Annotated in this window: 15 protein-coding genes; all 15 read left to right on the forward strand. The window is 61.9% G+C overall.

Annotated features, from left to right (window positions below):
- A partial coding sequence (locus tag KGA83_RS07755) for a ClpP-like prohead protease/major capsid protein fusion protein (protein WP_411741903.1) occupies positions 1 to 1364 on the forward strand: 1364 nt, incomplete at its 5' end.
- Between the two features lie 67 nt (positions 1365 to 1431).
- Entirely contained in the window at positions 1432 to 1752 is a 321-nt protein-coding gene (locus KGA83_RS07760; protein ID WP_223529367.1) for a capsid cement protein, read from the forward strand.
- Positions 1749 to 2114 (forward strand): hypothetical protein, encoded by a 366-nt coding sequence (locus KGA83_RS07765; RefSeq protein ID WP_223529370.1) that lies wholly within the window; start codon positions 1749 to 1751, stop codon positions 2112 to 2114. The genes KGA83_RS07760 and KGA83_RS07765 overlap by 4 nt, the downstream gene beginning before the upstream one ends.
- Positions 2107 to 2658: a hypothetical protein gene (locus KGA83_RS07770; RefSeq protein ID WP_223529373.1), complete on the forward strand. Its 552-nt coding sequence runs from the start codon at positions 2107 to 2109 to the stop codon at positions 2656 to 2658. The genes KGA83_RS07765 and KGA83_RS07770 overlap by 8 nt, the downstream gene beginning before the upstream one ends.
- The gene (locus KGA83_RS07775; protein WP_223529375.1) at positions 2625 to 3185 is read left to right on the forward strand and encodes a phage baseplate assembly protein V; all 561 of its coding nucleotides are present in this window, start codon (positions 2625 to 2627) and stop codon (positions 3183 to 3185) included. The genes KGA83_RS07770 and KGA83_RS07775 overlap by 34 nt, the downstream gene beginning before the upstream one ends.
- A 57-nt stretch (positions 3186 to 3242) precedes the next feature.
- Positions 3243 to 3464 carry a hypothetical protein gene (locus tag KGA83_RS07780; protein WP_223529377.1) on the forward strand — a complete coding sequence of 74 codons (222 nt, stop codon included), beginning with the start codon at positions 3243 to 3245 and terminating at the stop codon, positions 3462 to 3464.
- A 13-nt stretch (positions 3465 to 3477) separates the two neighbouring features.
- The gene (locus KGA83_RS07785) at positions 3478 to 3804 is read left to right on the forward strand and encodes a GPW/gp25 family protein (RefSeq protein ID WP_223529378.1); all 327 of its coding nucleotides are present in this window, start codon (positions 3478 to 3480) and stop codon (positions 3802 to 3804) included.
- Complete coding sequence (locus KGA83_RS07790; protein ID WP_223529379.1) at positions 3801 to 4679, forward strand: baseplate J/gp47 family protein; 879 nt, start codon at positions 3801 to 3803, stop codon at positions 4677 to 4679. The genes KGA83_RS07785 and KGA83_RS07790 overlap by 4 nt, the downstream gene beginning before the upstream one ends.
- A gap of 1 nt (position 4680) precedes the next feature.
- Positions 4681 to 5292, forward strand: coding sequence for a phage tail protein I (locus tag KGA83_RS07795; protein WP_154859743.1), 612 nt, complete (start codon positions 4681 to 4683; stop codon positions 5290 to 5292).
- The gene (locus KGA83_RS07800; RefSeq protein ID WP_223529381.1) at positions 5285 to 7594 is read left to right on the forward strand and encodes a phage tail protein; all 2310 of its coding nucleotides are present in this window, start codon (positions 5285 to 5287) and stop codon (positions 7592 to 7594) included. Before KGA83_RS07795 ends, KGA83_RS07800 begins: the two co-directional genes overlap by 8 nt.
- The gene (locus KGA83_RS07805; RefSeq protein ID WP_223529383.1) at positions 7594 to 8181 is read left to right on the forward strand and encodes a hypothetical protein; all 588 of its coding nucleotides are present in this window, start codon (positions 7594 to 7596) and stop codon (positions 8179 to 8181) included. The genes KGA83_RS07800 and KGA83_RS07805 overlap by 1 nt, the downstream gene beginning before the upstream one ends.
- Before the next feature lie 102 nt (positions 8182 to 8283).
- Positions 8284 to 9447, forward strand: coding sequence for a phage tail sheath family protein (locus KGA83_RS07810; protein WP_223529385.1), 1164 nt, complete (start codon positions 8284 to 8286; stop codon positions 9445 to 9447).
- Positions 9448 to 9459: 12 nt separating this feature from the next.
- Positions 9460 to 9963: a phage major tail tube protein gene (locus KGA83_RS07815; protein WP_108217350.1), complete on the forward strand. Its 504-nt coding sequence runs from the start codon at positions 9460 to 9462 to the stop codon at positions 9961 to 9963.
- Between the two features lie 11 nt (positions 9964 to 9974).
- A complete protein-coding gene (locus tag KGA83_RS07820; RefSeq protein WP_223529387.1) occupies positions 9975 to 10283 on the forward strand; it encodes a phage tail assembly protein in 309 nt (102 codons plus the stop codon).
- A 142-nt stretch (positions 10284 to 10425) separates the two neighbouring features.
- A complete protein-coding gene (locus KGA83_RS07825; protein ID WP_223529389.1) occupies positions 10426 to 12777 on the forward strand; it encodes a phage tail tape measure protein in 2352 nt (783 codons plus the stop codon).
- Positions 12778 to 12784: the final 7 nt, after the last annotated feature.

Consider the following 12784-nt stretch of genomic DNA (forward strand, 5'->3'; position numbering starts at 1 on the left):
CCCCAGCCCCAGCCCCGGCGGTCGATCCGGCGCCGGTCGCGCTGACCTTGGATCAGATGCGCGCCCAGGTCTTGGCGGCGGATGGTGCTCGCCGTACGGCGATCAATGCCGCGTTCTGTGGCTCGCTGGTCACCAGCCACACCGAGCTGCTCAACACCTGCCTCAATGACCTGAGCTGTACGGCCGAGATGGCGCGGGAAAAACTGCTGGTTGCGCTGGGTTCGACCACCACCCCCACGGGTGGACCTAGCCACCATGGCCACATCGGCAACGGCAACCTGGTCGGCGATTCGGTGCGCGCCTCGCTGGCGGGTCGTTTGGGTCAGGCGGAAAATCAGAAAGACAACGCCTATAACCACATGAGCTTGCGCGAGCTGGCCCGCGCCTCGCTGCATGATCGCGGCATCCTGGTGGCTACTCTTGATCCGATGGCCATGGTCGGCTTGGCGTTCACCCATGACTCCAGTGACTTCGGCAACATCTTGGTGGACAGCGCCGCCAAGTCGGTCCTGCTCGGCTGGGACGAGGCGCCGGAGACCTATCACCTGTGGACCAAAAAGGGCCGCTTGAGTGACTTTAAGGTGGCGTCTCGGGTCGGCATGGGGGCGTTCCCGAGCCTGCGTGAAGTTCGCCCAGGGGCTGAGTACAAGTACATCACCACCAATGACCGTGGCGAAAAAATCCGCTTGGCCACCTACGGTGAGATGTTCAGCATCACCCGTCAGGCGATCATCAACGATGACCTCGACCAACTGAGCACCGTGCCTTACAACATGGGCCTGGCCGCACGCGGCACCATCGGCGATCTGGTCTATGACACGCTGATCCATTCGCCGGTGATGAGCGACGGTAAAGAACTGTTCGATGCCTCGCGCAATAACCTGTTTTCCGGTACCGGCGCCAATATGTCGATTGAAGCGCTGAGCAAGGCCAAGACCGCCATGGCCTTGCAGAAAACCGAGGTCGAGGGCGGCAAGCCTCGCACCTTGAACATTCGCCCGGCGTTTGTCCTGGTCCCGGTGGCGCTGGAAGACAAGACCAATCAACTGATTCGCTCGGCCTCGGTGCCCGGCGTCGATACCAATGCCGGCATCGATAACCCGATCCGCAATTTTGCCACGGTGATCGCCGAGCCACGCCTGGACGATGATTCGCCGATCACCTGGTATGAAGCCGCTCGCCAAGGCGCCGACACCATCGAAGTCGCTTATCTGGACGGCGTAGAGCAGCCCTACATGGAGCAGCAACAGGGATTCACCATCGATGGCGTGACGAGCAAGGTGCGGATCGATGCCGGCGTCGCTGCGCTGGATTATCGTGGTCTGAACAAGTCGATCGGTGCGGTAGCAACAAAAGCCCGCTGACGGTAGTGATTTCCCTCAATACCCCGCCGCGTGCGGGGTTTGTTTTTTCTGATCAGGAGAAATACGTATGTCCAAGAATTATTCGGGTCCCGGCAGCACGCTGACTTTTGTGGCTCCAGACGGTGGCGCGACGGCGGGGGTGCCGTTGGTGCTGGTGGATACGGTGGTCATCCCGATCGCTAGTGGCGCGGCGGGTGATGTCCTGGTCGGCCATCTCGACGGCGTTTGGCGCCTGCACGCCGATGCGGCGCTACTACAGGGGCAAAAGGTGGCCCTGCAAGCCGGCGTCCTGGTTGATCCGCTCACGGCCATCGGTGATTTGGTGCCGTTCGGCAAGCTGATGAGCGCTCCGGTCGGCGGTATTGCCGAAGCGTTGTTGATCCAGTGACCACGCTGGGCCGCTTTCGTGACGTCACGGCCCGGATGGATGCCGTGCTGGTCGATCGCCTCGGCGATCGCGCCATCAAGCCGAACGGCCTAGCGCTGTACGGTGCGTTCTTCTCGCCCTTTGTCGGTGCGGATGTCGGCGGCAAATCGAAGAGCGTGCGTCTGGGCAATGCCATCGTGACGGATAACGTTCTGGCGCCGACCTTCACGGCTCGCGTGGTGGAGGCAATGGGCATCGAGAAAGACACCTTTCTTACCATCGATCTACCGGCGGAGCAGGGCGGCGGTCGCTACAAGGTCAGCAAGCGCGAGCCGGACGGTGCCGGCATGGTCACCTTCATTTTGAGTTTGAACAATGGATGAGCTGACGACCTTACACAATGCGATCGAGGCGACGTTCCGCGCCGGCTTGCCGTCCGTGGTGAGCGTCGAGGCGTTTCCCGAGTTGAACGCTGAAGTCGGTCTGCCGGCGGTGTTGTTCGCTCTGACGGAAATCGGCGAAGCACCCGACAACGGCAGCGGCAAAACCTCCCTGAGCGGCCGCTTTCAGGTGTGCATCATGGTCGATTCCACCATCAGCAAAGCGTCCTTGCAGGCCGCCATTCTGGCCACCGAGATCAGCAAGATCTTGCGCGGGCAATATTGGGGCCTGGACTTTGTCGAAGAGGTGCAGGACGTACGTGCATTCCCCGACGACTCGATGCCCGAGCTGGCGCAGTTTGTGGTGTGGATCGTGGAGTGGAAACAGGTGTTCCAGATCGGTGAAACCGAATGGTTATGGCCAGTTGAGCCGCCGGGTTCCCTGTACCTAAACGTCGACGGCTGCACCGGTACCGGCAATGAAGATCACTACTTTCAGCCGGAGGATCTGGCATGGGATACGCCAGCGCCGAACACGATCGGATGATCGCGGCGATGCTGATGCCCTGCGTGGTGGTCGGCGTCGATCTGATGGCCGGTCGGGTACGGGTCAAGGCCGGTACTTGGGTCAGTGCCTGGGTGCGCTGGCACAGCCTGGCGGCAGGCAAGGCCCGTCATTGGCGCGCGCCAAGTCTGAATGAGCAGGGCGCGCTGTTCAGCCCGAGCGGTGATCCGGCCATGGGCACCTTTATCCCGGGGCTGTATGGCAACGCCGGGGCCCCGCCGGACAACCGCGATCACGTCGAGGCTTGGTACTTCGATGATGGCGGCTCGCTGGTCTACGACTGGCGAGCCGGCAGCTACAGCATCGCGTTACCCGACGGCAGCCGCGCAACCATCACGGTCGGTGGCTCGCAGCTTGACGTGACGCCAGAACAAATCCGGGTGACGGCCAGCCAGATCACCCTGGTGGGTGAGGTGAGCATCGACGGTGCGTTGAGTGTGTCCGGCGACATCAGCGGCGCCGGCACGATCATGGATGCCGGGGGCAACAGCAGCAACCACTCGCATTGAGTGAACATTCACCTTCAGCCCGCTGCGCGCGGGCTTTTTCATGTCTGGAGAAAAACCATGACGAGTAAAACCAAGGAAGTCTCGGCCGCCACCGAAGCGCCCGCGTCGGCCACGCTGAGCTTCTTTCGCGACACGTTGTACACCTCGCGGGTGCTGGTCCTGCTGGACGCCGAGCGCACCTTAAAAGTCGAAAAAGGCCAGGTCGCGGTGGCGTCGGATGACACGGTCGCGCTCGAGTATTTGCATGGCCGTAAGGATTTTGTCGCGGTCGAGGGCTGATCCCATGATCGGGATGATCGGACTGGACCGCCGCACCGGCCAACTCATTTCTGGCCTCGACCACCTGCGCCAGTCCATCGAGGACATCTTGTCCACGCCGGTGGGCAGCCGGCGCATGCGCCCGGAGTACGGCAGCAAGCTGCGGCGCTTTGTCGACCTGCCGATCAATGACGGCTGGAAAAGTGCCGTGCAGGCGGAAGTGGCCAGCACGCTCGGGCGTTGGGAGCCACGCCTGAAGCTGGGCCGGGTGCGCGCCGTGGCCATCCTCGACGGACGTATCACCTTTGAGCTGACCGGGCAGTACTTGGGTAGCGACGTGACTTTGGAGGTGTCCGCATGACCATGGAACTGGCGGCCCTGCCGCCACCGCAAGTGCTGGAGGACCTCGACTTTGAGGAGGTTTACCAGGAGAAACTGGAAGCCTTCCGCCTGAGCATGGGCGACAACTGGAGTGCGGAGCTGGAAAGTGACCCGGTACTCAAGTTGATCGAGCAGGCCGCGTATGGCGCCTTGCAGAACCGGGCGCGGGTCAACGATGCGGGCAAGGCCTTGTTGTTGGCCCATGCTGAGCGTGCCGACCTCGATCACCTGGCCGCCAACGTCAACCTGCAACGCTTGGTAATTCAGGCGGGAGATCCGAGCACGGTGCCGCCGACGCCACAGGTGCTCGAGGAGGACGATGCCCTGCGCGAGCGAGTGCAGCTGTCGTATGAGGGGCTGACCACGGCGGGACCGCGTAACAGCTACATCCTGCACGCGCGCAACGCCTCGGGCCTGGTGGCCGATGCCACGGCGGAAAGCCCGTCACCCGCCGTGGTGGTGGTCACCGTGCTTAGCCTCGAAGGCAGTGGCGCGGCCTCGCCGGAACTGCTGGAGCAGGTCTGCCTGCACCTGAATGACGAGGACGTGCGGCCGGTGGCCGACCGCCTCACGGTGCAGAGTGCCGTGGTCATCGACTACCGCATTGAAGCGGTGCTGTACCCGCAGGCACCGGGTCCGGAGAACGAGGCCTACCTGGCGGAAAGTGAGAAACGCCTGAGCGAGTGGATCAACCCACGCCGCCGCCTGGGTCTGGAAGTGGCGCGCTCAGGGATCGATGCACAGTTGCACGTTCCCGGCATCGCCCGGGTTGAGCTGCTGGGCTGGACCGATCTCAAGCCGAGCAAGGCCGAGGCGGCGTATTGCACGGGCTACAGCGTGACGCTGGGGGCCTGACATGAGCACTCAGTTACCGCTTAACAGCACGCCGCTGGAGCTGGCCGTGGAAGCGGCCAATTACGAAAACACGCTGATCCCGCTGCGCAGTTTGTACAACGCCGACACCTGCCCGGAACACCTGTTGCCGTATCTGGCGTCGGCCTGGTCGGTGGACCGCTGGAACAACAACTGGACACAGGAAGCCAAGCGCACGGCGATCCGTTCGGCGTACGACGTGCATGCACGCAAAGGCACCATCGGTGCGTTGCGTCGGGTGGTCGAGCCTTTGGGCTACCTGATCGATGTCGTGGAATGGTTCGACACCGTGCCGGAAGGCGTGCCCGGTACGTTCGCTCTGGAGGTTGGGCTGAATGACGCCGGCATCACCGAGGAACTGTACGAGGAATTGGCGTGGTTGATCGACGACGCCCGTCCGGTCAGCCGGCACATGACCAACCTGGCGCTCAGTCTGCAGACCGAGGGCGTGCTGGGCATTGCCGTGTGCGTGCAAGAAGGTGAAGAGATCGACGTGTACCCGCCGGCCCCGAAAGACATCGACGTGACCGGCACTTTTGGCCCGGCGCTCTGCGTCGATGAAACCGATACTTTGGACGTTTATCCCTATGATTGATAAAACCAGTCAGTTTTTTGCCATTCTCACCGCGGTCGGTGAAGCCAAACACGCCAATGCCATCGCCATGGGCCTGGACTGGATGTTTAGCGAGATGGGCCTGGGTGATGCCAATGGCACCGACCCGATTCCCGACCGCCTGCAAACGCAATTAATCAATGAATGGCGCCGGGCGCCGATCAACCAGATCCGGGTCGATCCGGCCAATCCCAACACGGTGATCACTGAGCAGATCATTCCGCCGGAAGTGGGCGGTGAGTGGGTTCGCGAGATCGGTCTGTACGATGTCGACGGCGACCTGGTGGCGGTGGCCAACTGCGCGCCGAGCTATAAACCGTTGTTGGACCAGGGCAGTGGCAAAACCCAGGTCGTGCGGATGAACTTCATCGTCAGCAGCTCGGCGAACATCGTGCTGAAGATCGACCCGGCCGTGGTGCTGGCCACGCGTGAATATGTCGACCTGGCGATCAGTGAGGCGCTGGCCAAGCTGGATCACAAACAGTCAGCGCGGGTGGCGGCCACGGGTCCCATCACCCTGAGCAATGTGCAGACCATCGATGACGTGGCCGTGGTCGTTGGTGACCGGGTGCTGGTGACCGCCCAGGCAGAGGTCCAGGACAACGGTCTCTATGTTGTCAGCGCCGAAGGCTGGACGCGGGCCGCCGATGCCGACAACAGCCTGGAAGTGACACCGGGGTTGTTTATCCACGTCGAGCAGGGCACGACCAACGGCGACAGCCTCTGGCAGTTGGTCACCGACGCGCCGATCACCCTGGGCACCACCGGTTTACAGTTCGAAATGATCGCGGGCGGCAACGGGGCCGGTGTGGGCACGTTTCGCAGTGTCACCGTCGATGCCCTCGGGCGTGTGATCGCCGGCACCAACCCGACCACCCTGGACGGCTACGGCATTACCGATGCCCTGGCGGTCAGTGAGAACCTGGCCGATCTGGCGGATGCGAGCGAGGCTCGGAATAACCTCGGGCTGGGCACCGCCGCGACCGCTGCTGTGCAGGTCGATCTGCACGATGAAACGCCTGATGCGCTGATGAAGGTCGGAGCGTTCGGCTGGGGTGGGCCCGCCTATGCGGTCAGTGATGTTGACATCGGTGGCTTGAACGCGGAGACGGCCCTCTATTTCATCAGCAATGGCATAGGAGGGCCAGGTGGCGGGATCTATGAGGGTTGGGTTCGCGTCTCGGCGATTACACCAGGTCAATACGCCTTCCAGGAGATTTATGGGAATGCCGACCACACCCTACACCGCCGGGCCTTGACTGCCGGTGTTTGGGGCGAATGGGAAAGCATCTGGGACTCAACTAATCTGGTCAAACAAATCTACCCCCAAGATGACACGCCAGGCCGTGTACTGCTCACGGGTGCTTATGGCATCGGTCACGGGGGGATTGTCCTTCCCGACGGCACCGATCTAAACACAGTCACCACCGTGGGTATTTACCGAGTGAACCCCGGCCCGAACGTTCCAGAGGGCGGTCAATTCTCCCCCATGCTGGTTACGGTCAGTCAAGACACCCTCTGGCAACAAATCATCGGCTATAACACCGGTACAACTCTTACTCGTGGCGGTGTTCGGACCCCAGAGGGATTCGTATTCAGTGAGTGGGTAACGGGTTGGGACACTAGTAACTTTGACCCTGCTGCATACCAGGCGGCACTGGGTTTCACTCCCGTGCAGCAAGGCGGGGGGGCGGGTCAGGACACCAACAAAATCTACATTGGCTATGAAAACGCCTCGGGCAAAATAAAAATACAGGTTGATGCGCAGGATTTCGGGGGGATCTGGACCGAAAGCAATTTTGATCCTGCTTCCATATTTTCGCTTCCCGTCGGGGTGCCGTTTCCATGGCCAACCGCTACGCCACCCGAGAAATGCGTTTTGATGGGGGGCCAGCCATTCAATGTCGAGTGGTACCCGGCATTGGCAGCGGTGTATCCCAGCGGCTTCCTCCCAGACATGCGCGCCGAGTCGATTCGTGGTTTGGATGGCGGGCGCGGAATTGACCCCGACTCTGGGCGCGCCGTGTTGAGCCTTCAACTCGACACGCTACAAAACATGACGGGTGAACTCAGGCTACAGGACGATGATTCGATGTTGCTGGTGAATACCGCGACCGGCGTATTTACGGCTACTGGTTACATGACGGGTGATATACCGGCTGCACCACGAGTCAGTACAACGGGCAACATGTCTGTAACTTTCAATCCATCGGCGGTCGCCCGTGTGAGTACGGAAACCCGTATGCGCAACGTGGCGTACAACTACATCTGCAGGATGTATTGATGACGACTTTAGTGAATGGTTTTTTTGATGAGAGTGGGTGGATCGACGTTTACACGTTCAGTGAAACCACTGGTGAATACCTCGGAAAGAACGAAATCTATGTGAGCCGTGGCTGCGGTCTACCGGCTGGCGCAACGCTGGATGAACCACCACAAGCTCCGGAACAACAGGTGGTCGTTAGGCAGCAGGATGCATGGGGTGTCGTGCCCGACTACCGAGGCGTGGCTTACCGCACCACCGATGGTGCCGAGGTGACGCATTCGATGCCGGGTGAGTTACCGGCCGAGCTGACGACTATGCCGCGACCGAGTGCGGCCTATGTCTGGAATGGTCTTGTTTGGGTACTGGATGCCGCGCGCGATCTGGCGATTCAAAGCCAGCGAGAACAGTCATGGATCGAAAATGAACTGCATTGGGCGGGCAGAGAGATCGACAAGCATCTGGATGCTGACCCAGCCGCGCTCAACACGGAGCTGGCTTGGCGCACCTATCGCAATGAGCTGCGGGCCTGGCCTGGATCGTCGGACTTTCCGGTCAGTGATAAACGGCCGCTAAAGCCGGACGGATCGACCAATACCGCGTCCTGACGCCCCGCATTGCCGGGGCGTTTTCTTTTCCATGCTGCACATCACCGCACATCCCCACGGCCTCGCTTATGCGGGGCTTTTTCGTTTCTGGAGCATCACTCTATGAGTTTTTTCCACGGCGTCACCGTGACCTTGGTGGACACCGGCGCCCGGCATATCGCCACCCCGTCCGCGTCGATCATCGGCCTGTGCAACACCTTTACCGTGGCGCCGCCGGCCACCGCAGCGGCCAACGAATTGCTGCTGATCACCCGCGAAAGCGAAGCGGTCGCCGCTTGGGGGCCGGACGCCGCGATCACCCAGGACTGCAAAGCCATTTTCAAACGGTCCAAGGCGGTGATTGTCGCCGTCGGCGTGCCGCTGCTGGAAGACCCGGCCGAGCAGCTGTCCGCGATCATCGGCGGGGTTTGGGCCGACGGCAGCCGTACCGGCATGCAGGCGTTGCTCAACGGTAAAAGCAAGTTCAACGCGCAGCCACGGTTGTTGGTGACTCCGGGGTACTCGGCGACGCTGGCGGTCGCCACCGAGCTGGTCGCACTGGGCGACAAGATGCGGGCGATGGCCATCCTCGACGGGCCGAACACCACCGACGAAGCCGCGATTGCTTATGCCGAAAACTTCGGCAGCAAACACGCCTACATGGTCGATCCCGGCGTGCAGTTCTGGGACACCGGAACCAGCGCTACCGTCAACGCACCAGCATCGGCCTGGACCGCCGGCCTGTTTGCCTGGACCGATGCCACTTACGGGTTCTGGGCCTCGCCGTCGAACAAGGAGTTTGTTGGCATCACCGGCACCACGCGCCCGATCGAGTTTCTCGATGGCGATGCGTCCTGCCGGGCCAACGTGCTGAACAACGCGAACATCACCACGATCATCCGCGATGACGGTTACCGCCTGTGGGGCAACCGCACACTGTCCAGTGACCCGAAATGGAAGTTCGTCACCCGCGTGCGCACGCTGGATATCGTCATGGACGCCATCCTCTACGCGCACAAATGGGCCGTCGACCGCTCGATCACCGCGACCTACGTCAAGGATGTGACCGAAGGCCTGCAGGCGTTCATGCGCGACCTGAAAAATCAGGGCGCGATCATCAACTTTGAGGTCTATGCCGACGAAGAGCTGAACACCTCCAGCGAACTCAGCGACGGCAAGGTGTACTGGAACATTCGGTTCACCGACGTACCGCCGGCCGAAAACCCGAACTTTCGCGTGGAGGTGACCGATCAGTGGATCACTGAAGTGCTGGACACCGCTGCCTAAGGAGGCCGCTTTATGATTCCGGAAGTGCTCTACAACACCAACCTGTTTGTCGACGGCATCAGCCTGCAAGGCGACGTGCCGAGCTTGACCTTGCCCAAGTTGACCCTCAAGACCGACGAGTACCGCGCCGGCGGCATGGACGCGCCGGTCGAGATCGACATGGGCACCGAAAAGCTCGAAGCCAGCTTCATCACCAACGGCGTGCGCCGCGAGGTGCTGAAGTTCTTCGGCCAGGCCGACCTGACCGCGTTCAACGCCTCGTTCCGAGGCGCCTTCAAAGGCCAGAAAGGTTCGGTCAAGTCGGTGGTCGCCACCCTGCGTGGCAGCCTCAAGGAAGTCGATCCGGGGGACTGGAAACCGGGTGAAAAAGGCGAGTTCAAGTACGCCGTCGCGGTGACCTATTACAAGCTGGAAATCGACGGCAGCGTGATGTTTGAACTCGATCCCCTCAACTCGATCCGCGTCATTGACGGCGTCGACCAATTGGCCGCTGTGCGGTCTGCCCTGGGTATGTAAGGAGCAACACCATGAGTAACGCAAAAGACAACGTCCTGCCCAAGTGGCTGCAACTGGGCGATGGCATTGCCACCGTGGCCCTGTCTCGGCCGAGCCAGGCCAACGGCATTCAGGTCGACAAACTGACCCTGCGCGAACCGACGGTGCGCGAAATGCGCGCTGCCACCTTGCAGGGCGGTAGCAACGAAGAAGAGCAGGAGATGGTCTTGTTTTGCAGCCTGGCGAGCATCGGCCGCGGCGATCTGGAGGGGCTGCTGATGCGCGATTACCGTCGTCTGCAGACCGCTTATTTTCGTCTGGGAGCAGACGACGGGGTTTAACCCCCGGCTGCAAAAGGCCCTGGCCAAACGCTTGGCCGTCGAGCTGAATTTTTCGGCGGCCGAGATTCAGGGGCTGTCGTTTTCCGAGATGGTCTGGTGGCTCACGGACTGAGCCCATCCCCTTTGCATACAGGTACCCTGCATGGCGAATAAACTCTCGCTCGGGCTGGTGATTGGCGGCGCCGTGGATTCATCCCTGGGCGCCGCCTTCAAGAACGTCAGCGGCGAAATGAAAAAGCTTGAGGCGCAAACCACCCGCGCCAAGGGCTTGCAGAAAGTCATCGGCGAGACCATGCGTCTGCGCGATGAATGGAAAAAAGCCCACGACAGCGGGGCGGCCAATGCCGACGCCTTGCTGCGCAAACTGGAAACCAACACCAACAGCCTGCGCAAGCAGGGTGTCGAAGTCGGGCGCCTGCGTCAGGAGTATCTGGCGCTGGGCAAGGTGGTGCGCAGTGCCGAGTTCAAAACCAAAGGCATGGGGCAGATCGAAGAGGGACGGGAGAGCCTGCGTAGCGGATTCGGTACGGCGGTGGCCGGTACCACGCTGGCCGCGGTACCGACCAAAGTCAGCGCGGATTTTCAGGCGATCATCCGGGACATCGCGATCAAGTCCGGTACCGCCAACACCCAGCAGGAAGTAGACACCGCCCGCGACATCGTTCAGACCTCAAAAGACACCGGCATGGCCAACACCCAAGTGGCGGACCTGGTGAACCAGCTGGTCGGTGGCGGCATGGATCTGACCGAAGCGCTGAAGTACGCCCCGGTGGCCGCCAAGTTTGCTGTCGGGCAGGGCGCGTCGGGTACCGACACGGCGAGGATGATTCTGGCGATGCAGAACAACGCCAAGATCACCGACCCGAAGAAAATGGAACAGGCACTGGCGTCGGTTGCCCTGCTGGGCCAGCAAGGCAGCTTCGAGGCGGCCGACATGGCCAAGTGGTTTCCGGAACTGTTGGCGCAGATGGCCAGCAGCGGCATCACCGGTCAGGAGGCGGTGACCCAACTGGGCGCCATGTTGCAGGTGCAGATCAAGAGCGCCGGCAGCGCCGATGAGGCGGCGAACAACCTGAAAAACTGGGTCGCGAAAATCGGCTCGGGGGAGACGGTCAAAGGTTATGCCGATGCCGGGATTGACTATCAGGGCTCGATGAACGCTGCCATCGCCAAGGGCCTGTCGACCTTTGAAGCCAGTTTTGAACTGGCCCGCCGGTATGTGGAAAAGACCGACCCGAAAAAGGCCAAGCAGCTGAATCAGGGGCTGACCCAGATCAGCCAGGAGACGGACCCGGCCAAGGCACAAGCGATGGCCGATGCCCTGGCCGCGACCCTGCGTACTGGCGATCTGTTTGCCGACATGCAGGTCAAGACGGCGCTGATGGCGTACACCCAGAACAAAAAATTCTACGCGGAGCTGAAAAAAGGCGCTTCGGACCCCGATGGCCCGCGCAAGGACATTCTCGACAAAAACCTGAGCGAGCGGCGCGAAGCCTCGTCACAACGCTGGGCCGAAACCGGTCAGGCGTTCAACGATTCGCTGCGTGCGATCGGGGATGCCCTGCGGCCGGCGACGGATGCGCTGGCCACCGGCATTGGCGCGGCAGCGCGTGGCTTGACCGCCTTGTCCGAGGAGACGCCCAAGGTGGTGCTGGGCCTGGCGGCGTTGAGTGCCGGAGCCTTGCTGGCGGGCAAGGCTTGGGCCGCGTTGAAGATCGGTCGGGGGCTGGTGAACATCGCGCGCGGTTCGGCCGGTGACCGGTCCAACATCGTGCAGCGGGTGTTCGTGACCAACGCGAATGACGGCGATGATCAAGGGGTGGATCACGATTCAGGTCGAAAGGGAAAAAGTCCCGCAAACCGAGCGTCCCGAGGCGGCCGCTTCTTGAAAGTGGGTGGGGCGCTGGCGGCGCTCGGTGCCGGCGTTCAGGTGTTGGACACTTACCAGAACGCCACTACGCGCGATGAAAAGGCCGAAGGCTACGGCGAGGCGGCGGGTGGGTTTGCCGGTGGATTGGCTGGCGCCGCCGCCGGTGCCGCCATCGGTTCGGTTATACCGTTGTTGGGCACCGCAGTGGGCGGAATGATCGGTGCCTGGCTCGGGGCATGGGGCGGCGGCGACGTGGGCGCGACCATGGGCAAGGCGTTGTTTGGCGGGCCGGACACGCCAAACGTACCCAAAGCACCGCTCGGCCTCTTTCCCATGCCCGCCGGCAAAGGGGTTGGCGCGGTCGTGCGCTCGATGGACAGCGCCCCCACCGCGCCGGCCACGGCGGCAGCATTGATGTCGAGCACCGCAACAAAGACACCCGAATGGCCGAAGGTCGATCAGCAATTCACCTTCGCCCCGGCCCCGGTGTTTCAGGTGCACGGCGATGTGAAAGACCCGGCACAGTTGGTCCAAGAATTGATGCCGTACCTGCGCCGTCAGTTTGAAGACTTCGCCCGGGAAGCGCGCGACCGCCAGTTGTTTGATGCGCCCCACGTGGGCTGAGGAAGTG

Origin of the sequence: Pseudomonas sp. GL-R-19 (assembly GCF_019956375.1) — a bacterium.
Classification (GTDB): Bacteria; Pseudomonadota; Gammaproteobacteria; order Pseudomonadales; family Pseudomonadaceae; genus Aquipseudomonas.